At 60.2% G+C, this 23,332-nt stretch carries 27 protein-coding genes; 15 read left to right on the top strand and 12 right to left on the bottom strand.

Annotated elements, in window-relative coordinates; translation table 11 throughout:
* Window positions 1-27: 27 nt before the first annotated feature.
* Window positions 28-690 (top strand): glutathione S-transferase family protein, encoded by a 663-nt coding sequence (locus tag AC0L2D_RS18935; protein WP_024505208.1) that lies wholly within the window; start codon window positions 28-30, stop codon window positions 688-690.
* A 64-nt stretch (window positions 691-754) separates the two neighbouring features.
* Entirely contained in the window at window positions 755-1,411 is a 657-nt protein-coding gene (locus AC0L2D_RS18930) for an imm11 family protein (RefSeq protein WP_473541901.1), read from the top strand.
* A 2-nt stretch (window positions 1,412-1,413) separates the two neighbouring features.
* Here AC0L2D_RS18930 and AC0L2D_RS18925 read toward each other — a convergent pair whose 3' ends face one another.
* Window positions 1,414-2,325, bottom strand: a complete 912-nt coding sequence (locus AC0L2D_RS18925; RefSeq protein WP_224674201.1) for an agmatinase — start codon at window positions 2,323-2,325, stop codon at window positions 1,414-1,416.
* 375 nt (window positions 2,326-2,700) lie between these two features.
* On the opposite strand from AC0L2D_RS18925, the gene AC0L2D_RS18920 reads away from it, so the two are divergent.
* Both AC0L2D_RS18920 and AC0L2D_RS18915 read left to right on the top strand, forming a co-directional pair.
* A complete protein-coding gene (locus tag AC0L2D_RS18920; protein WP_063168036.1) occupies window positions 2,701-3,510 on the top strand; it encodes a nucleotidyltransferase family protein in 810 nt (269 codons plus the stop codon).
* On the top strand, window positions 3,503-4,252 hold the full coding sequence (locus tag AC0L2D_RS18915; protein ID WP_013531519.1) for a metallophosphoesterase family protein: 750 nt from the start codon (window positions 3,503-3,505) through the stop codon (window positions 4,250-4,252). The genes AC0L2D_RS18920 and AC0L2D_RS18915 overlap by 8 nt, the downstream gene beginning before the upstream one ends.
* Window positions 4,253-4,842: 590 nt before the next feature.
* On the opposite strand, the gene AC0L2D_RS18910 is transcribed toward AC0L2D_RS18915, so the two are convergent.
* Together AC0L2D_RS18910 and AC0L2D_RS18905 are read right to left on the bottom strand one after the other, a co-directional pair.
* A complete protein-coding gene (locus AC0L2D_RS18910; protein ID WP_013531522.1) occupies window positions 4,843-6,033 on the bottom strand; it encodes an NADH-quinone oxidoreductase subunit D in 1,191 nt (396 codons plus the stop codon).
* Between the two features lie 55 nt (window positions 6,034-6,088).
* Complete coding sequence (locus AC0L2D_RS18905) at window positions 6,089-6,484, bottom strand: hypothetical protein (protein WP_473541898.1); 396 nt, start codon at window positions 6,482-6,484, stop codon at window positions 6,089-6,091.
* Between the two features lie 251 nt (window positions 6,485-6,735).
* Between AC0L2D_RS18905 and AC0L2D_RS18900 the strand changes: the two genes are divergently transcribed.
* The gene (locus tag AC0L2D_RS18900; protein ID WP_013531524.1) at window positions 6,736-6,963 is read left to right on the top strand and encodes a hypothetical protein; all 228 of its coding nucleotides are present in this window, start codon (window positions 6,736-6,738) and stop codon (window positions 6,961-6,963) included.
* Between the two features lie 131 nt (window positions 6,964-7,094).
* A complete protein-coding gene (locus tag AC0L2D_RS18895) occupies window positions 7,095-7,253 on the top strand; it encodes a hypothetical protein (RefSeq protein WP_013531525.1) in 159 nt (52 codons plus the stop codon).
* A gap of 55 nt (window positions 7,254-7,308) precedes the next feature.
* Here the strand turns inward: AC0L2D_RS18895 and AC0L2D_RS18890 are convergent, their stop codons facing one another.
* A complete protein-coding gene (locus AC0L2D_RS18890; RefSeq protein ID WP_473541896.1) occupies window positions 7,309-9,216 on the bottom strand; it encodes a multicopper oxidase domain-containing protein in 1,908 nt (635 codons plus the stop codon).
* A gap of 192 nt (window positions 9,217-9,408) precedes the next feature.
* Between AC0L2D_RS18890 and AC0L2D_RS18885 the strand changes: the two genes are divergently transcribed.
* Entirely contained in the window at window positions 9,409-9,837 is a 429-nt protein-coding gene (locus tag AC0L2D_RS18885) for a hypothetical protein (RefSeq protein ID WP_013531527.1), read from the top strand.
* A gap of 106 nt (window positions 9,838-9,943) precedes the next feature.
* Here AC0L2D_RS18885 and AC0L2D_RS18880 read toward each other — a convergent pair whose 3' ends face one another.
* The 4 genes from AC0L2D_RS18880 to AC0L2D_RS18865 form a co-directional block, all read right to left on the bottom strand.
* Complete coding sequence (locus tag AC0L2D_RS18880; RefSeq protein ID WP_473541894.1) at window positions 9,944-10,102, bottom strand: hypothetical protein; 159 nt, start codon at window positions 10,100-10,102, stop codon at window positions 9,944-9,946.
* Between the two features lie 83 nt (window positions 10,103-10,185).
* A complete protein-coding gene (locus tag AC0L2D_RS18875) occupies window positions 10,186-10,656 on the bottom strand; it encodes a YbhB/YbcL family Raf kinase inhibitor-like protein (protein ID WP_473541892.1) in 471 nt (156 codons plus the stop codon).
* Between the two features lie 47 nt (window positions 10,657-10,703).
* On the bottom strand, window positions 10,704-10,910 hold the full coding sequence (locus tag AC0L2D_RS18870; RefSeq protein ID WP_013531530.1) for a hypothetical protein: 207 nt from the start codon (window positions 10,908-10,910) through the stop codon (window positions 10,704-10,706).
* A gap of 97 nt (window positions 10,911-11,007) precedes the next feature.
* Window positions 11,008-12,999 carry a protein-L-isoaspartate(D-aspartate) O-methyltransferase gene (locus tag AC0L2D_RS18865; protein ID WP_473541889.1) on the bottom strand — a complete coding sequence of 664 codons (1,992 nt, stop codon included), beginning with the start codon at window positions 12,997-12,999 and terminating at the stop codon, window positions 11,008-11,010.
* 264 nt (window positions 13,000-13,263) lie between these two features.
* Here AC0L2D_RS18865 and AC0L2D_RS18860 point away from each other — a divergent pair, with 264 nt between their 5' ends.
* From AC0L2D_RS18860 to AC0L2D_RS18845, 4 genes are all read left to right on the top strand, one after another.
* Complete coding sequence (locus AC0L2D_RS18860; protein ID WP_473541887.1) at window positions 13,264-15,675, top strand: phosphoketolase family protein; 2,412 nt, start codon at window positions 13,264-13,266, stop codon at window positions 15,673-15,675.
* Window positions 15,672-16,850 (top strand): acetate/propionate family kinase, encoded by a 1,179-nt coding sequence (locus AC0L2D_RS18855; protein ID WP_473541885.1) that lies wholly within the window; start codon window positions 15,672-15,674, stop codon window positions 16,848-16,850. The genes AC0L2D_RS18860 and AC0L2D_RS18855 overlap by 4 nt, the downstream gene beginning before the upstream one ends.
* Window positions 16,851-17,057: 207 nt before the next feature.
* The gene (locus AC0L2D_RS18850; protein WP_027163493.1) at window positions 17,058-17,297 is read left to right on the top strand and encodes a hypothetical protein; all 240 of its coding nucleotides are present in this window, start codon (window positions 17,058-17,060) and stop codon (window positions 17,295-17,297) included.
* Window positions 17,245-17,601: a DUF6894 family protein gene (locus AC0L2D_RS18845; protein WP_395387698.1), complete on the top strand. Its 357-nt coding sequence runs from the start codon at window positions 17,245-17,247 to the stop codon at window positions 17,599-17,601. The genes AC0L2D_RS18850 and AC0L2D_RS18845 overlap by 53 nt, the downstream gene beginning before the upstream one ends.
* A 57-nt stretch (window positions 17,602-17,658) precedes the next feature.
* On the opposite strand, the gene AC0L2D_RS18840 is transcribed toward AC0L2D_RS18845, so the two are convergent.
* The 4 genes from AC0L2D_RS18840 to AC0L2D_RS18825 all read right to left on the bottom strand — a co-directional run bounded on the left by AC0L2D_RS18840 (window position 17,659) and on the right by AC0L2D_RS18825 (window position 19,074).
* Window positions 17,659-17,823, bottom strand: coding sequence for a hypothetical protein (locus AC0L2D_RS18840; RefSeq protein WP_013531536.1), 165 nt, complete (start codon window positions 17,821-17,823; stop codon window positions 17,659-17,661).
* A 164-nt stretch (window positions 17,824-17,987) separates the two neighbouring features.
* The gene (locus AC0L2D_RS18835) at window positions 17,988-18,188 is read right to left on the bottom strand and encodes a KTSC domain-containing protein (RefSeq protein ID WP_013531537.1); all 201 of its coding nucleotides are present in this window, start codon (window positions 18,186-18,188) and stop codon (window positions 17,988-17,990) included.
* A gap of 78 nt (window positions 18,189-18,266) precedes the next feature.
* Window positions 18,267-18,701, bottom strand: coding sequence for a GFA family protein (locus AC0L2D_RS18830; protein ID WP_473541882.1), 435 nt, complete (start codon window positions 18,699-18,701; stop codon window positions 18,267-18,269).
* 73 nt (window positions 18,702-18,774) lie between these two features.
* The gene (locus AC0L2D_RS18825) at window positions 18,775-19,074 is read right to left on the bottom strand and encodes a PRC-barrel domain-containing protein (RefSeq protein WP_013531539.1); all 300 of its coding nucleotides are present in this window, start codon (window positions 19,072-19,074) and stop codon (window positions 18,775-18,777) included.
* A 571-nt stretch (window positions 19,075-19,645) separates the two neighbouring features.
* Here AC0L2D_RS18825 and AC0L2D_RS18820 point away from each other — a divergent pair.
* The 4 genes from AC0L2D_RS18820 to AC0L2D_RS18805 all read left to right on the top strand — a co-directional run bounded on the left by AC0L2D_RS18820 (window position 19,646) and on the right by AC0L2D_RS18805 (window position 23,313).
* Window positions 19,646-20,395 carry a Crp/Fnr family transcriptional regulator gene (locus tag AC0L2D_RS18820; protein ID WP_473541880.1) on the top strand — a complete coding sequence of 250 codons (750 nt, stop codon included), beginning with the start codon at window positions 19,646-19,648 and terminating at the stop codon, window positions 20,393-20,395.
* 390 nt (window positions 20,396-20,785) lie between these two features.
* Window positions 20,786-21,403, top strand: a complete 618-nt coding sequence (locus tag AC0L2D_RS18815) for an alpha-ketoglutarate-dependent dioxygenase AlkB (RefSeq protein WP_032809461.1) — start codon at window positions 20,786-20,788, stop codon at window positions 21,401-21,403.
* 132 nt (window positions 21,404-21,535) lie between these two features.
* Window positions 21,536-21,976: a DUF2231 domain-containing protein gene (locus tag AC0L2D_RS18810; RefSeq protein ID WP_473541878.1), complete on the top strand. Its 441-nt coding sequence runs from the start codon at window positions 21,536-21,538 to the stop codon at window positions 21,974-21,976.
* Complete coding sequence (locus tag AC0L2D_RS18805) at window positions 21,973-23,313, top strand: PQQ-dependent sugar dehydrogenase (RefSeq protein WP_013531543.1); 1,341 nt, start codon at window positions 21,973-21,975, stop codon at window positions 23,311-23,313. Before AC0L2D_RS18810 ends, AC0L2D_RS18805 begins: the two co-directional genes overlap by 4 nt.
* Window positions 23,314-23,332: the final 19 nt, after the last annotated feature.

Raw genomic sequence — 23,332 nt, 5'->3', positions numbered from 1 at the left:
CGTGGTCGCCCAGATCGTCGGTGCCCAATGAAGCTGTACTTCAGCCGCAATCCCAATCCTCGATTGGCGGTCGCGGTCGCACGCTATCTCGAAACGAAACTGGACTTCGAATTCGCCTCGCCATTCGCTGCCGGGCAAATGGAGAAATTTCGCCGGTTAAATCCCAACCTCTCACTGCCCATCCTTGTGGATGATGAGGGAAAGAGCCTCTGGGAGGCAGACGCCATAGCCTGCAGGCTGTCGCGCCACGCGCATTCGGATTTCTGGCGCACCGGCGATGACGAACCTGAGATGATCCGGTGGCTCAGCTGGGGCAAGGAGCACTTCGCACTCGCTTGCGACACGGTGCATTTCGAACGTGGGACGAAACAGCGGTACGGCATCGGCCCGATCGATCAGAAGCGGGTGGAGGAGGGCCTGAACCAATTCCATACGGCTGCGGCAATACTCGACGCCGTGCTTGCCGAGCGGCAGTGGCTGGTCGGCAATTCGGTTTCCTATGCCGATTTTCGAATGGCGACCTTCCTACCGTTCAACGACGCCGCCAGACTGCCGCTCGACGATTATCCCTCTGTCAGCCGCTGGTACCGTCGACTTGAAGACATCGACGCCTGGCGTGACCCTTTCAAAGGGATGGATGCACCCGAATTGCCGCCGGTGCCGCAAATGGCCGTCGCGGATCAGCGGTGAGAACGCGCGCGAAGAGCAGCGCAGCAGGCCGAGCCTACCAAGGCGATGATGTGCGGGGGACCGGATGAATATCTATGTCCTGAGCGTGATCGAAGGACAGGAATGGGTCCTTCCTCGGCAGGCGGACGACTACCAGCTGTTTTCGACGCTCTGCGGCCGGAAGCAGACACAATGGCATCCGCCCAGGATGGAGATCCTGCGCGAACACGACGACGGTACGCTCCGGCAATATTCAGATTTTCCATGGCTTGGCGAGCATGTGCTCATCCTGCGAGCGAGGGCGTCGAAGTTGCTTCGGCCAACCCTCCAACCATACGGTGAATTCCTGCCGCTTCCTGCTGACGAGCCAATATCGCTCTTCAATGTCACCACCGTGATCGATGCGCTGGACGAGGAACGTTCAAAGATCGTTCGCTTTGACGATGGCGGCGTCATGGTGATCGAAAGCCTCGTCCTTCGAGCGGACGCAATCGGCGGTACCGAGATATTCAAGCTGCCCGAGCGTGCCGACGGGGTGCGAACATCCGATATTTATCTGCAGGAGACGATCGTACGCCGGATCGGGGAGCTTGGGCTCAAGGGCATTGCTTTCAACCTGGTCTGGAGCGACGAGCCGGTCGGACGAGGCAGGATCGAATACCCAGGTGTCAAAAAGGGCATTTCAACCGCAAGCTCGCTCACGCGCTTTTGGGCCGGTCTGCGGCGAAAAGCAGGGTTTTGACATCAAACCTGCCGGACGACGGTGCCGACCACATTGACAAGAAGGCGCGCGGCGGTCAGCGCTGACAGGCCGTCAATATCGGCCGGAGGATAGAACTCGACAAGGTCGAATCCTGCGATCCTGGCCCGTTTGCCGAGGCCGGCGATCAGGTCGATTACCTGCGTGTAGGTGAGGCCGCCGGGTGTACGCGCCGCCACGCCCGGCATGATGCTTGGATCAAGGCTGTCGCAGTCGAGGGTGACGACGACCCGCGCGGCTTCCGGAATATGCCGTAGCGCGGCCTCGACGCCCTGGGCATGAACCTCGCGGGCGGTCACGAAGCGGCTGCCATAGCGCCGGGCTGCTTCGATTTCGGCGATGCGCGCGCTGCCGACGCTGCGCAGACCGACCTGCACCATGCCGGCGACATGCGGCATCTCGCTCGCCCTGCGCATCGGGCTCGAATAGCCGTGGCGTTCGCCATGAACCTCGTCGCGCCAGTCTATATGGGCGTCGATCTGCAGGACCCAGACCGGCCCGTGCTCTGCAAAGCCGGCGAGGAAGGGAATGGTCATGGAACAGTCGCCGCCGATCAGGATCGGCACAGCCGGCAACGTCAGGATCTCGCGCGTTTTTGCCTCGATCCTGGCCCGGTTGCCGGCATTGTCATGCATGGTGGTCAAGATATCGCCGGCGTCGACGCAAGAGTCCGGCTTGCCGTCGAACAGCGGGCCGCCAAGATCGAAATCCCAGTGCTCGACGAACGCGGCATCGTCCTGGCTGGCAGCACGGATGGCGTTGGCGGCCAAGGCATAGCCGCTGCTGTCCTTGCCGGGATAGGTGCTGCCGTGACCGGCCCCGAAGATCACCGCACGAGGCACGCGGCTATCTGCAAGACGGTCGGGAAAGCCGAGAAAGGGAGGCGAGGGGGTCATGCCTTGATGGTCCTGATGATGGCTTGGCGCACGCCGATCGGGGTGCGGTTAGATCAAGCGCCTCGGCTTCAGCTTTGTACCCGATTGGGTAAGCCCAATAAACTCTAAAACGATCGAGATCGAGCACCCACGGGGTGTTTCAAATTTGGGCCAATGGGACATTGGCGGCGGCATGGGCCGGTTCCGAGGCGACATAGAGACTTGCGCGCCGGCGATGACGTTGGGCCGGGCTTGGATCGGCAGGCGCGATCCCGAAATTTCCAGTACGTGACGAGAATGAACCTTTGGCTGGCCGCCCGGTAGCGGAACCAGGCGGGGTTCACGTTGTTACCACAGCGGGCGACTGCCGGTTGCCGGATTCGGAGTCATCGTTTCATGACCAATGGCCCATTGCCTGAAAACGTTCTGGTCTCGCTTCCCATGATTGACGCAAAGGCGGCGCCGACGCTCAAAAATGCCGAGGCGGAGGTATTTTATACCGAAGCAATCCGCGAGCTTGCCGCCACCGACATTCCCTTTCTGGTCGCCGGGACCTACGCGGTAAGCGCCTATACGGGTGTCACCCGCCAGACCAAGGACCTCGATATCTTCTGCAAGGCAGGCGACTACGCGCGGATCCTCGCCCATTTCAAGCAGCTTGGATATGCCGTCGAAATCGAGGACGACCGGTGGCTCGGCAAGGTGTTCAAGGGCACGCATTTCTTCGACGTCATCTTCGGCTCGGCCAACGGCACGGTGCCTGTTGGCGACCTGTGGCTGGAACACGCCCGCCAAACCGAGCTGTTGGGCAGCAGGGTGCGGATCATCGGCCCGACCGAACTCATCTGGTCCAAATGCTTTATCCAGGACAGAGGGCGACACGACGGCGCCGATATCGCTCATACGATTCTCAAGGCGGGCGATCAGATCGATTGGCACCGGCTGCTTTCTTATCTGGAGGTTCATTGGGAGGTTCTGTTGATGCAGCTTATCAATTTCAGATGGATCTATCCGAGCGAGCGGGATCATATCCCGGCGTGGTTGCTCGATGAATTGCTCGACCGCCTCGCCAAGCAACGGCAATTGCCGTCTCCAAGGATGAAGATCTGCCGTGGGCGGCTGCTTTCGCAAACCGACTACGAGATCGACGTCAAGGAATGGGGCTTCGCCGGCGTCGGTGGTGTGGGAGAATTCCGTGATGGCTGATCCCGTCAAGAGCAGCGCGCCCAAGGACGGCGCACGCGCGCTCAAAGTTGCCGCGGTCGGGGATCTCCATGTGCGGGAAGATGCACAAAACTCGTATCGAGACCTCTTCGGCGAGATATCGAGCGAAGCGGACATTCTCGTTCTCACGGGAGATCTGACCAATCTCGGCAAGCCTCGTGAAGCGGAGATGCTGGCCGAGGATCTGCGCAACTGCTCGATCCCGGTTGTGGCGGTGCTCGGCAACCATGACTACGAGTCCGGTGCGGTGGAAGACGTCACGAAGATCCTGCGGCAGGCGCATGTTCACCTCCTCGACGGGCAGACAGTCGAAATCGAGGAGGTCGGTTTTGTCGGCGTGAAGGGATTCATAGGCGGCTTCGGGTCACGCATGCTCGGCTCATTCGGGGAACCGGCGATCAAGACGATGGTCGCGGAAAGCGTGAACGAGGCAATGCGACTTGAAAATGCGATGCGCCAGGTGCGGGCCAAGCGCACGCTGGTGATCCTTCACTACGCGCCGATTGCCGACACCGTCGCGGGAGAACCGCTGGAAATATTTCCGTTTCTGGGCTCTTCACGTCTGGCCGAAACGATCGATCGATTTCAGGTCAGTGCTGTCGTGCACGGTCATGCACATCGCGGTTCTTACGAAGGCCAAACGCCTGGCGGAGCCAAGGTCTACAACGTCGCCATGCATGTGGCCAAGCCTGGCGGCCGCCCCTACGCCTTGCTGGAAATCTGATGCCAACGGCTTGCGCCGTCGATGCCCATTGGCCTGGACTAGCTTGCGGGGATCGTTGCCGTGACGGCGCACCAGTTCGCGTGCCTGCCTTGACGGCAAATCGGTCGTGGCGGCCAGCTGTCGCACCTGCTGATCGTCGATGGCGACCTGCGGCAATGTATGGTCGATATCTCCTGACTTGTCCTTCATCACGCTTCTCCTTGGTCGATTTCGACGACAACGGCTCGAAAATCCGACCGGTTCCGAACGATCTGCAACTTTTGCGCCGGCATCCGTGGGCGGACCAACGTGCGCCTGCCTTGAGGGCGCAACGATCTCGATGGCTGGATTCTGCCAGGAACCATGCCACGGCGGACGAGTTGTTCCGACTGAACGGAGATAGTTAGATGCCACAGCCAAGACAGCCAGACCCAAATCGCGATATGCCCGTGCCGCCTCCAACATGGAAGCCGGAGCCGATCGAGGAACCCGAACCGGAAACGCTTCCGGACGAGACTCCGCTGCCCAACCCCGACGAGAATGAAGAGCCTCCCGTCCACGCATGAGAGGGAATTTCTGCATCGCGGGGCAAGCGCGCAACCTGCCGAGGACTAACGATCTATCTCGCCAAACACGATGTCGAGCGACCCGATGATCGCGGCAACGTCGGCGATCATGTGCCCTCGAGACAGGAAATCCATCGCCTGCAGATGGGCGAAAGATGGCGCACGTATTTTGCACCGGTAAGGGACGTTGCCCCCGTCAGAAACCAGATAAACGCCGAATTCTCCCTTTGGCGCTTCAACCGCGGCGTAGACTTCTCCCGCCGGCACGCGATGCCCCTCGGTATAAAGTTTGAAATGCTGGATGGTCGCTTCCATAGAGCGTTTCATCGTGGCGCGCCGCGGCGGCGTGATCTTCTGGTTCGGAATCGCGACCGGCCCCTGGCCTTCGGGTGACCGCAGTTTTTCCAGGCATTGCTTCATGATCCGCACCGACTGGCGCATCTCCTCCATACGGACGAGATAACGGTCATAGCAGTCTCCGTTCTTGCCGACGGGGATGTCGAAATCCATGTCAGGGTAACATTCGTATGGCTGTGCCTTGCGCAAATCCCATGCCGCGCCCGATCCGCGTACCATCACGCCGGAAAACCCCCAGCGCCAGGCATCATCCAGCCCGATCACACCAACATCGACATTGCGCTGCTTGAAGATGCGGCTGCCGGTGAGCAGATCGTCGAGGTTGTCACAGACTTTGAGGAACGGATCGCAGAAAGCCCAGATGTCGTCGAGAAGCTTCGCAGGCAAATCCTGGTGCACGCCGCCGATTCTGAAGTAATTCGCATGCATGCGAGCGCCGGAGGCGCGCTCGTAAAAGACCATCAGCTTCTCGCGCTCCGCAAATCCCCAAAGCGGCGGCGTCAGGGCGCCGATATCCATGGCCTGGGTCGTGACATTGAGGAGATGCGACAGAAGCCGGCCAATTTCGCAAAAAAGAACACGGACAAGCTGCCCACGCTTTGGAACTGTTATGTCGAGCAGTTTTTCGGCGGCGAGGCAGAACGCATGCTCCTGGTTCATCGGCGCGACATAGTCGAGCCGATCGAAATAGGGCAGCGCTTGCAAATAGTTCTTGTGCTCTATGAGTTTTTCGGTGCCTCGATGGAGCAAGCCAATATGCGGATCGGCACGCTCGACGATCTCGCCGTCCAGTTCGAGCACCAACCGAAGAACACCATGGGCGGAGGGATGCTGTGGCCCGAAATTGATGGTGAAGTTGCGAACGGCGGCTTCGACCATTGCTGCTCTCCGCGACTGCATTTCGTCGATTCAGTGATGCGTATGGTTCGATGCCTCAAGTCGTCGTCTGAATGATCAGCGTCAGCGTGCCATCGCCATCTATGTTTGCAGCGACAACCTGCGAGGAATTGAGCCCATTCGCTCTCAAAGCCGACGTCGCCTGAGGTGAGGCATCGACGGAGCTTTGCAGGCGAAGCAAATCTTCGGCGCTGGTCTGGTTAATCACGGCATCGGCCTGCGCCTTGATTTCGTCCGGCAAATCCTCGACGGCGACAATGGCGACGCCGGTGAAATTCAAACCGGCAGAGCCTGGATCGGGCGGCGCCAGCTCCGGCTGCGCTTCGCCCTGCGGTGGCGTCACCTGGGGAAGCTGCGGTCCGATAGTTTGGGCGTAGACGGGCTGAATGGTGACCGCCCCGGAAAGCGCGACAGCTATCGTCGACATGCGCATGGTCGCTCCTTGCATTCTTCGAGGGAGATTTTGAAGAAACACCCATGCTGAGCGATGGTTCCGCAAGGCCGGTCCCACCGGGCGATTTCGCCCCAACTCACCCCAGAGAGACGCCGAAAACCCTGGCCAAGGCGTTCGTCACACGGCTGTCTCCAACCGGTTGGGCAGCTCCGTACGGAATCGTACCATCGATTGATCTGCACCTTGGACAGGATCAAAATGAAGCTGAGGTGACCATGGGAGGGAGCCGCATGAGCATCGCCAGATGGGCAATAAGACCTGTCGGTACCGCCAAGGCGTTTCTGGCAGAAGAGCTTCGAAGTGCGCGATACGGCGACATCGTTTCGGTCAAAGCGGCGATAGAGGCCGCTCGCAGGGACGCGCCTTATTTGCAGGATACAGATGATGAATTGATGGAGACGATCATCGAGCTGGCACGGGAACTGGGTCTGGCCGTCCTTTTTGACTCTCGCGATTGACCGATGAGCCATGGTCGATGCGATTTGGTACGAAATCGACAATTGGCTCATGGTCGAAAATGCGCAATCATTGGGAAATGGGACGACGGCTGGACGACAAACTCGATTGCAAGGCTTGTGGGACCATCCAAATGGACATTCCCGACGACGCCAACGAGTCGACGCCAATTCATTGCAGCAATTGCGGCGCCTTTCTCGGCGAATGGGGTGAATTGCAGGATGATTTCTACCGCCAGGCTCGCGGTACCGAAGCATTCGACTTGCGCAACGGAACCATTATCAAGAAGTAGCGCGCAACAACGCGCCCCCCGATGACACAGGTAAATCCACAGGGGGGTGGCAGATCTAACCGACGTCGATCACGACCATCAGCCCGCCGCCGCCCTTTTCCTCGACATTGTTGTTCGTCGTGTGATGCGGGATGTGGCAATGGATGAGCCACTTGCCGGGACGCCGTGCCTTCCAGACGACGTCATAGCGCTGTCCTGGCCCGACATTGATCGTATCGGCCAGAAAGCGCGCCGAGGGAGGAAGCGTCTCACCGTCACGAGCGACGACCTCGAAGGGTCCGCCATGGATATGCATGGGATGGACGAAGCCATTATTGGTGCCGATGAAACGCACCTTCAGCGTCTCGCCCACCTTCATGGGGATGGCGTCGGTTGCGGGATAGGCCTTGCCGTTGATGGTGAAGAAGTTCGGCATACCGCCTTCCATCGGCATCGAAGGATAGGTCAGTCCATCGCGCACCAGCCATTCCTGAAGTTCGATCACATAGTCGTGGTCAGCCTGAACCTCGTCGGCGGGATTGGCAGGGTCGATGATCAGCGCCCCATAGAGCCCCAGCGCCTGGGTACGGTCCGGCTTGGCATGCGGATGATAGAAATAGGTCCCGTGCTGGGTCGCGGTGAATTCGTAGGAATAGGATTGCCCAGGCTCGATCGGCGGCTGGGTGATCTCGGCGGGCCCATCCATCTGGTTCGGCAGGATCATGCCGTGCCAATGCACCGTGGTCTCCTCAGGCAGGTCGTTGGTGACGTCGATGCGAACCTTATCGCCCTGGCGAATGTGGATGCGCGGACCGGGGATCTGGCCGTTGTAGGCATAGGCGTCGACCGCGACATTGGGCAGGATCTGCCAGCGGACCACTGAGGGCCTGAGGTCGAACACCTTGACGCCGTTCTCCAGGCGGAATGGCAGTTCCTGGTCGCCTTTGGCGGCAAGGCCATAGGATGCCGTGACGCGATGCGGATCGGTTGCAGCCATGTCACGCATGGCTTCCGCCGGCGTGTCGCGGCCCATGATCATGCCTTGCGGCATGATCGCCCCGCCGACGTCACGTGCCGAAAGCGTCAGGTTCAGCCAGTTCGCCGGTGCGGCCATGCCAATCGCCAGCGCCAGCACCGAGACCATGCCGAGGGCTGCTATCTGCGGCGTCGTGGCGTCCGTCTCCATCTGATGGCCGCTGCGTTTGGGTTTGTGGGATGTGTTGGCGTGGCCTTGTCGTCGATCATCGCCGGCGCGGGCATGATGCGTAGCGTGCTGTTGCTGGGCGGTCGGCTCTCGACTGCTCATTTCGGCCGCCTGCGGGCGCTGCGTCATCAACCCGTGCTTCAGTCCGCGAGCGACCAGCCAGACATTGGCGGGATAGGCAAGCGTGAAGCCGGCAATGACGCCGATCGACATCACGCCCCAGAACAAGAACTCGGTCGGCTCCATCGCGCGCATGTCGCGCCCCATCATCAGGAAGCTCATGACGGGCGCCATGCCGGCCATCATGAAATTCATCGAGATGAACTCGGGCAGGAAGCTCTTGCGCACATTCTCCCAGTAGGTGCCGCCCATCATCGATTTCATGAACAGCGACTGGAAGATGAACAGGCCGAAGGCGAAACCCGCCAGATATTCGACGATGAGGTCGAGCCACATCGGCAGGCCAAGCGTTGCCGTGATGACCGCCGCGAGAATGATGCCGGTTGCATCGCCGGCAACGCAGTGGATGGTCGAACCGACGCCTTGCTTCCATAGCGGCCTGGTGAAGTCTTCATGCTCGCCCGGTCGTGGCTCCTTGTCTGCAAGCACATAAAGCAGCAGCCCCAATGGACCCATATAGAGGGTCACCAGGATGAAACCCCATTTCATCACCACCGGTTCGGGATTGTTGCGGTATTGATCGAAGCCGACATAGAGCGTCGAGGCGGCGGCAAGAGCGAACCAGACAGCAAGGAAATAGTCGATTGGCTGGATGAACATGGATGCATCCCGTCGCGGATCAGCGGTTTGTCACAAGCAGCCCCCGCCGATGAACGCAGCACGTGTGTTTATGATCCCGTCGGCCCAATCCGGTTGTGTCGAATTCTCCAGCCTGGCGCTCTTGTCGAAGCATTACGGCGCGGTAATTCCCTTGAAGGCGTGGGCGCTTCGCTGCCTCAACAGGAGCTGGCCATGAAACATCAAACACTCGACCAACTGCATGCCGTCGCCAAGATTGAATCGTCGGCTGCATATTCCGCAATGACACGAAATCAGCGCATAGAGCGCTGGGCTGAACTGCTGGAGCGTAATCCCGAGCGATGCCTTGGCGCGTTTGCAGGCACCGAACATCTGCACCCCGAAGCACGTGCAATGATGCGGGGCGAGGGAACCGCAATTTCGGTTGCTTTCGAAGATCCAGTGCTGCGCGCATCGGGTTTGAAAGACGATACCTACGGCGAGGCAAAGCGCTTTTTCGAGCTGAACGACTGGCAGTTGCACGACATCGTCTGCGATTGCCACGTCGGCTCAACCATGAAAGCGCGCTGGGCTGCGACGCGAGTCCGCTCAGCCGTCAGCGGCAGGTTCTTTGCGTGGTTGCGGCAAAGGATAATGCGCTGACCCAGTTGGGGATCGTCGTCGCCCGCTGCGGCTTACGATCCCCTGTCTTGCCGATTGGATGTCTTGCCGATTGGATGTCTTCCGATCGGATATCTTGCGATGCGGATCAACGCTTGTCATGGTATAGCCGGTCGGTCGCCCGGTCGCTTTCCCTTCGTTCGGCGGGCCCACGCCGGCGGCGTGCGATGACGGCATAGGCCAACAGCACGATCAGCAACAATGGGCCGCCGGCAACGACGACCAACCACATGATATCTCCAAACATGGCGGCATCTCCTTTCCCAGACAACCGGCAAGGAGGAGAACCGTTCCGCGCAGCAGCAGGGTAATGCCACCTCGGTCATCAACTTACGGATTGCGTTCGTAGGTTCCGATGAGTTCTGCATGCTCGAGCGAGTGTTTCTGCGCCTCCCGCCAGATGCGCTCGACGCCTGCGCTGGCCGGAATGGCAAGGCTCGGCGTGTCGAGCGCGGCCAGCCGGAAATGGTAATGGTGGACGCCATGTCCGACCGGGGGTTCAGGGCCGTCGTAATAGGCGTTGCCAAAATCATTTGTTGCTTGCCTAAGGGCACCGGGACCTGGCTTGCCGCTTTCCGCCTCGGGAAGTTCCCTTGTCTCCGCGGAGATGTTGAATACCGCCCAATGACCAAACGTTCCGCTCGGCGCATCAGGATCCTGAACGACGAGAACGAGGCTTTTGGCGTCGTCCGGTACTCCAGACCATTTCAGCGGCGGCGATACGTTTTTGCCGTCTCGTGTATATCTTTCGGGAATTGGTCCACCTTCGGCAAAGGCGGCGCTGCTGAGGGCAAGTGGCATGGTTCACTCCTTCCGGGGAAGTTGATCGCAGCGATGCCAACGGCATGCTATTTGTTGGTCCGCATCTTTTGTCTTGGATCGATCCCGCCAGCAGCGGTCGTGTCGTTCTCGACATCGCCTTCGACCGTGTTCTCGCCTTCAAGCTCGAACTCTTCGCCTTCCTTGATCGTTCCCTTGGAAGTCCCGATACCAGGATTGTTCGCCAAGTCGGCATCGCTCGGTTTTTTCCATTTCGGATGTTTGGTTCCGGTCATGAGAAAACTCCTTCGACGGGATTTCAGTTTAAAAATGCAAGCCAGATAACCGTTCCGGTTCCAGGGCTCTGCTTCATCGGCTCGCCGCGCGCGCCGGTTAGAGTCCGAAAGGATAGGTGTCGGGAACGCCGGTTCTTGCATGCTCCGGGCCAAGCGGCGTCACTGCCGCGGTTTTGTCGAACCATAGGAACGCGTCGAACTGCTGGGGCAGGGAAGCGTCCGCATAGTGGCTGCCCAGCTCGGTTTCCGGCCGGTAGATTACCCCGATGAATCGCTCCAGCCTGCGTTCCAGCAGCCGCTCACGCAGCGTCTTGTCGCGCCCGAGGTCGAGCAGGAACCGCAACACAAGAGAATCGTGGCAAAGCCGTTCGTAGCTGTCGGCGTGCGACGCGCGAACCTGCTTCACCTCCATTTCGCCATCCCAGTCGCTTGCGGCCGCTACAGTGCCGGAATGCGTGCCCATACCGATTAGCGCTGCCTCATCGCGGAAACGCTGCCGGCAGAGCTGACCGATGTTCAGTTCGTCCCTGACGACACCCATCTCGGTAAAGCGGGCATCGCCGATATGGGAATTGTGCGCCCACACCACCGCCTTGGAGTTGGGGCCGCCGGCGTCCAACAAATGTTCCAAGGTCTCGAACATGTGGGTGTCGCGCAGGTTCCAGGACTCCGCACCGCCATAGTACATGATCCGGTAGTAGTGTTCGGCGGACGCGATCAGCCGAGCATTCTGACTGGCGTCGAGAAAGTCGGTTCCGTCCTGTTTTGCATAATCGAGTTGTCTGGCGAGCAAGTCCCGGCATTGTTCCAGCACGGCTTTCTCGCATTTTTTATAGCCGGCGGTGAGCACCGCACGGCCGTAGGTAGACGGTTCGTGTTGCCAGGGCGTCAGGCAACCATACCGTTCGCGTGCAATCTTGGCTGCCGGGGGATCGACCCGGTCGAGATAGTCGAGGACCGCGCCTATGGACCCGCTCATATTGTAGATGTCCAGGCCGTAGAACCCTGCTTGCTCCGAAGGTTCTAGCTTCTCGTTGCGACGGCGCATCCAGTCAGAGAAGGCCGCGACATCGGTGTTGCGCCACATCCACGTCGGAAACCGCTGGAATGGCGCACCGGCGCCTGTTCGCGGCCGACGATGGCGAACGTAGCGGTCGATCGCCGCCGCATCGGGCCAGTCCGCCTCGACCGCGACGATGGTGAAGCCGTGCCGTTCGATAAGCCTGCGGGTGATCGCCGCGCGCGCCCTGTAGAACTCGGATGTGCCATGGCTTGCTTCGCCAAGCAGAACGACGCGCCGGTCGGCGAACCGGTCGAACAATGCGCCGAAGGCCGGATCGTCGAAATCGGGCAGCGGTTCAGCCGCGGCCGCGATCATATCGGGCAGGCTGATCGGATGCGGATGTCGAAGTGGACGACCGACCTTGGTGACGGTGCCGTTTTCCGACCAACCCTGCTCGCCGATGAGAGGGACGAAGCGCACGCCGCCGAAATCCTCCTCGCTGTAGGTTGCGGCACCTGTCCGGGTGACTTTGAGCAGGCGTTGCAAATCGGGGTCGTCGCCGACCGGAATGACGAGCCTGCCGCCGACATCGAGTTGCTCCTGAAGGGCGAGCGGTGCGCCGGGACCGCTGGCTGTCACCACGATGGCATCGAACGGCGCCGCCTGCGGCCAGCCCTTGGTGCCATCGCCTGTCCGGACCTCGATGTTTCGATAGCCGAGTTTTTCAAACCGCCGTTTCGCCGTTTCTGCCAAACCGGGATGACGCTCCATGGTGTAGACCTGTTCGACGATCCGGCTCATCACAGCGGCGGCGTAACCCGAGCCGGTGCCGATTTCGAGCACGTGGTCACCCGGTTTGACGTCCGCCATTTCGATCATGAATGCGACGATGTAGGGTTGCGATATGGTCTGGCCGTCGGCGATCGGCAGCGGCGTGTCTTCATAAGCAAATTCCTCGAAACCGGGTTCTACGAAGGCCTCGCGTGGAACTTCGCGCATCGCCTGCAGAATTTCACGGTCATGGATGCCACGCCGGCCGACGTGGATATTGACCATTCGATCACGGGCACGAGGAAGATCGAGCATTTTTTAGCTCCCTTTGGTGCAACGCTTCGAGGTTGTCCTTCGCGGTAGCTGCCTTGAACCTGGCCTTCGCGATTCCAGTTTCTAACCGCTGGAGGACTTCAAGGTTCCCGCCTATTTGCGGACAGAGCCGCTCGCTCCAGCGGGATAGCGACCGGTCTCTTGGCCGCTCGGGTCGCGACACTGTCCCGGACGGCGGCAGTCGGGGGTTGCTCAAGCGCAAAGATGCCCCAGTTATCACCAGCGAACCGAAAGCTGGAGATGTCGATGAACGACAAGGCTGCCGCGACGCCGCAGGCTATCGGCCACGAACGGATCGACCTCATGGACCGTTACTGGCGCGCCGCGAATTACATCTCGGTCGGCCAGATCTATCTGCTCGACAATCCGCTGTTGCGCGAACCGTTGAAGGCCGAGCACGTCAAGCCTCGGTTACTTGGCCATTGGGGCACGACGCCGGGCCTGAATTTTCTCTACCTGCATCTGAACCGCGTTATCCGCGAACGCGACCTCGATGTTCTGTTTATCTGCGGCCCGGGCCATGGCGGTCCCGCAATGGTCGCCAACACATGGCTCGAGGGCACCTATAGCGAGATCTATCCCGATATCGGGCAGGGCGAAGACGGCCTCAGGAAACTGTTCCGGCAGTTTTCCTTTCCCGGTGGCGTGCCAAGCCATGCCGCGCCCGAGACGCCAGGCTCCATCCATGAGGGCGGCGAATTGGGATATGCATTGGTTCATGCCTTCGGTGCGGCCTTCGACAATCCGGGTCTGGTGGTTGCCTGCGTCGTTGGTGACGGCGAAGCCGAGACCGGTCCGCTGGCGGCGGCATGGCATTCCAACAAGTTCCTGAACCCAGCGTCGGACGGCGCCGTCCTGCCGATCCTGCATCTAAACGGCTACAAGATCGCCAATCCGACGATCCTCGGCCGCATGGACGATCAGGAATTGCGAGACCTTTTCGCCGGCTATGGCTACGAACCGTTCTTCGTCGAAGGCCACGAGCCGCTTGCCATGCACCGGTCCATGGCCGCGACGCTCGACACGGTGCTCGATCGCATCCGTTCCATTCAGGAGCAGGCACGGGCTCCGGGATGGCATGGTCAACGCCCGAAATGGCCGATGATCGTGCTGCGCAGCCCCAAGGGATGGACCGGGCCGAAAGAGATCGATGGCGAGAAGGTCGAGGGTTTCTGGCGCTCGCATCAAGTGCCGGTATCGAACGCTCGAGGGAATGAGGAGCACCGCAAGATCCTCGAAAACTGGATGCGAAGCTACGAACCGGGAGAGCTGTTCGACGAAAGCGGGCACCTGTTGCCGGAGCTTGCGGCACTTGCCCCGACAGGGACAAGGCGCATGGGCGCAAGCCCGTACGCAAATGGCGGCCTGCTGAAGCGCGATCTGATGCTTCCAGATTGGAAAAGCCTGGCGCTGGAAGTGCCGCGTCCAGGTGGCGTCATTGCCGAGGCGACGCGGATTTGCGGAAGCTATCTTCGCGAGGTGTTCCGCCTCAATGCCGAGGCGCGAAACTTCCGCCTGATGGGGCCGGACGAGACATCCTCCAACCGCCTCGACGACGTGTTCGAGGTCACCGATCGGATCTGGATGGAGCGCATCGAGCCCTATGACGTCCATCTTTCCCGTGATGGTCGCGTCATGGAAGTGCTGAGCGAGCATCTCTGCCAGGGCTGGCTTGAAGGCTATCTGCTCACCGGCCGCCATGGCCTGTTTTCATGCTATGAGGCCTTCATTCATATCGTCGATTCGATGGTCAACCAGCATGCCAAATGGCTGAAGACCTCCGGCGAGCTCGCTTGGCGCAAGCCGATCGCCTCGCTCAATTACCTTTTGACCTCGCATGTCTGGCGGCAGGATCACAATGGTTTCAGCCATCAGGATCCGGGCTTTGCCGATCTGGTCGCCAACAAGAAGGCCGACACGGTAAGGCTCTATTTCCCGCCGGACGCCAACACCCTGTTGTGGATCACCGATCATTGCCTGAGAACCTATAACCGCATCAATGTCATCACCGCCGGCAAGCAGCCGGGACCGCAATGGCTGTCCATTGAAGAAGCCGGAGCGCATTGCAAAGCTGGAGCGGGCATCTGGGAATGGGCCGGCACGGTTGCTCAGCACGAGGAGCCCGATGTGGTCATGGCCTGCGCCGGCGATGTGCCGACCCTGGAAACACTGGCCGCGACAGACATTCTGCGCTCCGCGATCCCCGACCTGAAAATCCGCGTCGTCAATGTTGTCGACCTGATGACATTGCAGTCGAACACGGAGCATCCGCACGGCCTGCCCGACGGGGACTTCGACGCGTTGTTCACGAAAACACGGCCCGTCATCTTCGCCTATCACGGCTATCCCTATCTCATTCATCGCCTGACATACCGCCGCGCCAACCATGACAACATGCATGTGCATGGCTTCCGCGAGGAGGGCACCACGACGACGCCATTCGACATGGTGGTGCTCAATGAACTCGACCGCTACCATCTCGCGCTCGCCGCCATCGAACGCGTGCCGGGACTGGCCGAAAGGGCCGAAGGGCTTGCCGGCGAACTCCACGGCAGGTTGGCGAAGCACAAGGCCTATGTGCGCGAGCACGGCGAAGACATGCCCGAAATCCAGAAATGGAGCTGGCCCGACAAAGCCGCGACAAAGGGGCGCCAATGATGCGTCGGTCGATCCTGGCGCTGAATGCCGGCTCGTCCAGCATCAAGTTCGCGCTTTACGATCTTGTCTCATCACGGGATATGCAACTCGTTTCACGCGGCACGCTGGACCTGGGCGACAAACCCACACTGCGCGCAAAAGCGGCCGACGGAACGGTGCAGTGCGATCGGCCGCTCACCGCCGACAAGCGGCGTGACGCGGCCATAGGCGAGATGCTGAATTGGGTGCAGGGCGAAATTGGGGAAAGAAACCTGATCTGCGCCGGCCATCGCATCGTGCATGGCGGAAGCGAGTTCATCGAACCTGTCCGTCTGACCCCAGACATCATCGACGCCATCGACAAACTTACGCCGCTTGCTCCGCTGCATCAGCCTCGCAGTCTCGCGCCCGTCCGTGCAATAGCCGCCTTGCAACCGGACCTGCCACAGGTTGGCTGTTTCGACACCGCTTTCCACCAGACGATCGATCCGCTCGTGCGGCGCTTTGCCCTTCCGCGCCAGTATGAAGAGCAAGGCTTGCGCCGCTACGGGTTCCACGGTCTCTCCTATGAATACATCGCCGGGCGGCTCAGCGAGATATCGCCAATTTGCGCGGCGAAACACACGATCGTCGCCCATCTCGGCAATGGGGCAAGTCTTTGCGCCCTGCACGGGGGCAAAAGCATCGATACCACGATGGGTTTTTCGGCCCTGGATGGCCTCGTCATGGGCACGCGGTGCGGCGCCATCGATCCCGGCGTGCTGTTGTATTTCCTGCTGGAAAGAGGCATCGCGGCGGAAGAACTGCAGGCGATGCTCTACGAGAAGTCGGGCCTGCTCGGCGTATCCGGTATTTCCGGCGACATGAGGACGCTCGAAGCGAGCAATGATCCTCGCGCGCAAGAGGCGATGGCGCTTTTCGCCTTTCGCGCCGCGAGAGAGGCCGCGGCGCTTGCAAACACGATGGGTGGCCTTGAATGCCTGGTGTTCACCGCCGGCATCGGCGAACGGTCCGCGACCATCCGCAAGGCCATATGCGAAAAATTGACCTGGCTTGGCGTGGTGCTTGAAGATCGCGCCAACAACACCCACGCCGAGATCCTCAGTCGTCCCGAGAGCAAGGTGGAAGTACGCGTGATTGCGACCGATGAGGAAAGTGTCGTTGCACGTCACAGCCGCATGGTGATGCAAGCCTGAACGCTCGCCTCGGCATCGGAAAATCGGCTGTCGGTTCGGCCCGATGAAAGCCCGGGCAAGGGTATTCCCTGTACGAAAATTACCAAGCAAGCGGTCGGGGGAACCAACTGCCCATAGAAATATTGTGCGAGCAATCCCGGCTAACCCCGAGATCGTCGGCCGATGATCAGGCCGACAGCCTTACTTCAGGCATTGGCTCAGGAATCCATGTTTACGGACGACGTTGCGGTGAGGCGCCTGAAAATCCTGGTCGAGCAATATGTCGAGACACGCAAGAAACGCCACGATGTGATCTCTACCGCCAAGGCCGGGACCGCAATTCGAGAGGTGATGCCAAGTTGCCCGGTTTCCGGAAAGGCCTTCGATGATCTGATAGCGGCCTGCGCCATCGAGCATGGCCTCGCTGTGCTCTTCGACAATCCGGGGACATCAGGCACTGAAGTCTGAGGCAGGCGCTTCCGATGCCACCGTCGCGATGAGCAGGAGTTCAGTCGGCATGTCCAGGTACTTTTTCGACCTTCGAGATGAGAGCGGAAGCTTGCAGGAGGATCCCGAGGGCCAGGAATTTTCTGATCTCGCGAGCGCTGAGGAAAACGCGATGGCGTCGGCGAAGGAAATCCTTGCCGAAGAGCTGCTGCATGGCAGGCCGCTGCGTACCGGATTGACCTTCGAGATTTTTGACGAGAACCGCAACCTGGTGCTGCGCTTTCCTTTTGCGCTCGCGGCCGAAAAGGCCGGGGCACCCCCTTAATCCCGAATTGCCTGGCCGATCACCTGCAGGGGCCATACAGGTCGCCTCATGCGGATCCTATCCTTCCGCCTTGAAGTTTCTGGCTTCCTTCTCGACCTTGGGGTTGTCCTTGCCATGCTTTTGCATGAGCTCCTTGGCCTGCTTGGGTGAGACGTCGGTGGTCTCTGCCAAGCGCAATGCCTTCTTGTCCTTGCTTTCGGTCTTCTGCTTCTTGGCCGTCATGGCTCTTGAACTCCCTTGAAGCCTTTTCCGATCGATCTTTGCCGGTGCGAACACCTGAGCATGTCCAGATGAACACTGTCGTTGCCTGGCTTGCTTCGACGACGAGACGTCAACGAGACGATGCCGGTCAGGTTCCGTGCATCGCCTGCTCATGTCCAAACTTGTCACGCCACGCGGCGGTACCGATGGCGGTCGCGGATGAACTCATTGAAGAAGCGGCCTTTTGAGGAAGCTTTGGTGAAAGCGGCATAAGTTGCCGGTGCAACATCCTCATATTCGTAGCGTCTGCCGCTCGGCACAAACCAGACCGACAGGATCCTGGTGGCGGGATCGTATTGCGCATTTCGGATCACGGTCGATGGCATGGTCGCACCCGACAGGTCTGCCCGAATAACCCGTTAGCGATCGTCAGGTTCCGCCGATCCTGGCGTCACGCACCGCGACTACCGGTCGCGCGGGTTGCCGAACTTCGGGTCGCGCTTCCTTGAATATCGGTCGATGCGTGGCAGGCTGTCATCAAACTCGATCCACGGCAGCCTCAGGTCCCAATAGGCATGGGCTTGCGGCCGAAACCCTTCAGGGTTGTCAAAGAAGCCGATCGTCACATAGAACTCGTCCGGCAGGCCTTCGTCGCTATAGCCCATCGAGCTTCCACAGTCTGGGCAGAACGTGCGGGTGACGCCTGGCGTTTGGGAAAAGGCCTTCGGCGTCCCTCTAAGGAGCTGAAATTGCTTCGGCCGGTAACCAACCCAGATCGTCAGCGGACTTCCGATGGCCCGGCGGCAATCGTCGTCGTGATCGTAGCATATCCAGAAAGGCTCTCCGTCCAGGGCTGCGGCGATCCCTCCGCAGAAGCAGGCTCCGGTTTCGCGCCGCATCGTCTGTCCACCCTGTTGCGCCTAAGAGAGAGCGGCCGAGTGGCCGCTCCCGTTCAAGGTGAAGTCCTTGAAATCATGCATCGTGATGCTCGGGCATGCTCTTGAGCTGATCCTTGGTCCAGTTCGTCACCGCGTGAACGTCGCCGTCTTCATCGCGCATGAATTCCAACTGGCTTGCGGGAACGGCCACCGGCTTGGCGCCGATGCCGAGAAAGCCGCCGACATCGATGACGACCTGACTGGCGGCTCCTGAGCCGTGCACATGCGAAACGCTGCCGACTTTGTTGTCGTCTGCGTCGTAAATCGTGGCGTCTTCGAGAATGTCTGGTGTCAGTTCGGTGCTTGTGAGGCGTACGTGGTTGGTGTGATCCATCTTTCGAGACTCCTGTTGGGTGGAATATTTGAACCTCTCAGCCGAGCAATCGTTCCGAACAATTCCGGGGGCGACGGACGGACGACGCAAGGACGCTAGAAGCCTCAACTCAGCCTCCGTCCGAATTGACTCGCAAAGCTCCGTACGGAAGCGTACAAAAGGAAATCGTCAGCAGCACAGTTGGGGCGCTGACGCTTGGGAGTGACCATCGCTCTTGCCCATCACGAGGCATGGTGTTGCACGGCGAAGGAGCCCGAGCATCCCGGTCTGCCAGTGGGCGCGATGACCGCGCTGGCGCGGGATACAGGCGCCACTGAACAACAGATACGCGAAATCATATCGCTCCTCGGGTTCGATCGCGCCTCTATTCTGCGGGAGGCTCGTTTGCTGGCGAAAGATAGTCAGCCAACAAGGCCTTCGAGTCTTCAGCAGTAACTGTCGGTTTCATACCAACGCGCCCGCCCGTCTAGTGCTGCGCGAGACGAAGTCTATGGTTCGTTACCGTCCGCTCGTTCGACGGGCGCGGCCGGCTAAGAGATCCCAGTGCTCTTGCCCAAGGGAAAAGAGTCTCGTGGATTACCAGACACTGCAAGCCAAGAGCGAATTGCTTCGCCGGATGAGCGCGGACGATTTCGCGCGGCTACGTCCGCATCTGGTGAGTGTTTTTCTTGAGTTGCGCGCGCCGCTGGAGACCGCGGGGCAGAAGATCGAAGCCGTCTATTTTCTGGAAAGCGGGCTGGCCTCGGTAGTGGCGAGGACTTCGCCTGCGACCGAAGCCGAAGTCGGAATCATCGGGTTCGAAGGAATGACCGGTTCGGCCCTGGTCATGGGGGACGACCAGGCCAACTTTGATTGTTACGTCCAGTCGACATGCGAGGCTCTCCGGATAGAGGCTGCCCCCTTCGTCGAAGCCCTGGAGGACAGCCCTACATTGCGGTCGTTCCTGTTGCGCTATGTCCAATATTTCCATGTTCAGACAAGCTATACGGCATCGATCAACGCGCGACAGAGCCTGGAAGTTCGACTGGCAAGATGGCTTTTGATGTGCAGCGACCGCACTGTCGGCGACAGGCTTATGATAACCCATGAATTTCTGTCCATCATGCTTGGTGTGAGGCGTCCGGGGGTTACCGTCGGCCTCCAGATGATCGAAAGTTATGGTTATATCCGAGCGCGCCGCGGAGAGATTACGATCCGCGATCGAGACGGTCTCATGACGTTGGCGCGAGATTCTTACGGTCCACCCGAAACCCAGTACCGCCGGCTGGTCGGAGATTTGGGCTCGAAGCATCCCGCGAGGCAGGAGCGGCCTCTCGTTTGAGCGCGCCGGGCCAACAGAGGCTTCTCCGCCACAGAGCCGCCAGCGGACATTTCGAGTGGCCGGCGCGATGATGCCGGTGAGACACCGTTGCCTAAACCCGCGCCGGCCACTGCGGCATGTTTTGGGGATGCCGCGTTGCCAATCTAGTTGCCGACAAGCAACTGGCAACGAAAGCTCACGGTTTGGTAAGAACCGTACGTACATGCACGCAAACTCCCTCGGTCGCGTTCAAGGCATGCTCGCGAAATCCTGAGTTGAATACAGTCCCTCGATAAAATCCGGATTGGCAGGCCCTGTCCGTCGTTGTGGTGACGTCCGCAGGGTGGGTGCAGATTGGCTGGCCAGGTTCCGATATTGCCAGGCGGGCTGGCCTTCACCATCTTAGCTGGGATGGCGACACCCAAATCGAAAACACTCGACTCCGGCTCATCCGGGCTTCAGCACGATCTCTTTGGTGCTGCCGACGACCTACCGGAAGGTTTCTTCTATCAGCCCGAGTTGATCACGGCGCAAGAAGAAACGGAACTCGCCCGGCATCTGGAAGGCCTGCCGTTCGAGGCGTTCGATTTCCATGGCCATCTGGCAAACCGGCGCGTCGTCGGTTTTGGCCTGCGTTACGACTACGACAGACGCCAGGTCGTCGAGGCGCCGCCGATCCCTGACTTCCTGCTGTCCCTGCGCGACAAGATCGCAGCGTTGGCAGGCCGGCCCGCCAACGCCTTCGCGCAAGTGTTGATCAACGAATACCGGCCCGGCGCCGGCATCGGCTGGCATCGAGACAAGCCTCATTTCGAAGACGTTGCGGGTGTTTCGTTGCTGGCGCCTTGCAGCTTCCGGCTCCGGCGGAAGAATGGCACCAAATGGGACCGCCGGACCATCGTCGTCGAACCAAGGTCGGCGTATCTCATGACCGGACCATCGCGCATGGAATGGGAGCACAGCATTCCGGCGGTTGACCTGCACCGCTACTCGATCACCTTGAGGACATTGCGCGCCAACTCCGCATGAGCATCGCGCGCCGAGCCGTTCTGTCGCATTGCCAGCGCCATCACGAGTTCTTGAACGCAAAACGGTTCCGGGAACCTCCCAACCACAAGTTGGTTTGGAGGACAGGTACAGCTTCAAAGGTGGAGAATGTCCATGGCCCGTGCCCGATCCGTGTTGGTGGCAGCCAGGCGTCCGTTCCATAAAACGCCGATGGCGGTCGCAAACGCATGTTTCGTCGGCACATTGCTGACCGACGTTGCCTATTGGCGAAGCGCTGAAATGATGTGGGCAGATTTTTCCGCCTGGCTGCTCCTTGCCGGCCTGGTTGTAGGCGTGCTCGCGGTCCTTGCAGCACTTGTCGATTTGTCTACCGGCCGACTTGCCCGTCAAGCCGGGCCTGCATGGCCATATCTCCTTGGCAGCCTCGTCGTGCTCGCCATATCGCTCTTCAACGCACTGGTGCACAGCCGTGATGCCTGGACCTCGGTCGTGCCGACGGGGCTCATCCTGTCCGCCGTCGCCGTGATCGTTATCCTCTTGCTGGGACTGCTGCGATGGAGTTCCGGCCACACTCAAGTGGAGGTGGTCGAATGAATGTCTCCGCCAGACATATCCGGCGTATCGCGAGCCTCGGTCTGCTGTTCGGATCGATTTTGGCGCTGCCCGCATGCAGCGATAACGAACCGGATCCCACCGATCAGGTCGGAGCAAACCCGACGCTGCCTGAACCTATTCAGTACCTGGTGCCGCCCATGCATGTCGCGTCGGTCGTCGGTTGGAAACAAGACGAGAAGCCGACCGTCGCCAAGGGTTTGCAAATCCAGGCCTTTGCCAAGGGCTTGAGGCATCCGCGCTCGCTTTACACATTGCCGAATGGTGACGTTCTGGTGGTCGAATCCGTGGCGCCGCCCGGTGCCGCGATCAAGCGGCCGAAAGACCTGATCATGGGCTGGATCGAGTCGATGGCGACCTCGGGCGGCGGCACCGAAGGAAGCAACCGTATCACCCTGCTGCGGGATACGAACGGCGATGGTCTGCCCGATGTCCAGGAGGTCTTCCTCGATCATCTCAATTCGCCCTTTGGCGTGGCCCTGGTCGGCAACGATCTCTACGTCGCCAACACCGACGCCATCGTGCGTTATCCCTACACGTCGGGCGACACCAAGATCACCGCGCCGGGCGCCGTGCTGACGCCATTGCCCGGCGGACCTATCGATCACCACTGGACAAAGTCTCTCGTGGCCAGCCCCGACGGGTCTCGGCTGTATGTCGGCATCGGATCCAACAGCAACATCACCGAGAACGGCATCCAGGCGGAAAAGGACCGGGCCGCCATCTGGGAAGTCGACAGGGCCACTGGCCGCTATCGTATTTTCGCGAGCGGCCTGCGCAATCCCAACGGGCTGAGTTGGGAGCCGCAGAGCGGCGCGCTGTGGGCTGTGATCAACGAGCGCGACGAGCTCGGTCCTAACCTGGTTCCCGACTACATGACCTCGGTCAAGGACGGCGCGTTCTATGGTTGGCCGTACAGCTACTATGGTCAGCATGTCGACCCGCGCGTGATGCCGCAGCGGCCGGACCTCGTCGCCAAGGCGATCCCTCCCGACTATGCCTTGAGTTCCCACGTCGCACCTCTGGGCTTGACGTTCTACACTGGAACCAACCTGCCGGAGCTCTATCGCAACGGCGCCTTTGTTGGCGAGCATGGTAGCTGGAACCGCAAGAGCTTCAACGGCTACAAGGTCGTTTTCGTGCCGTTCAAAGACGGTCATCCAGATGGCAAGCCGCAGGACGTCGTCACCGGTTTCCTCGGCAAGGACAACAAGGCGCACGGGCGGCCCGTCGGCGTTGCCGTCGACAAATCCGGCGCGCTGCTGATCGCCGACGATGTCGGGAACACGGTCTGGCGCGTAACTTCCACGAGCCAGTAGGCACCTGCATAAACGCTGA

The organism is Mesorhizobium sp. WSM4833 (assembly GCF_055811095.1).
This window is presented reverse-complemented; position numbering and strand designations above follow the sequence as displayed.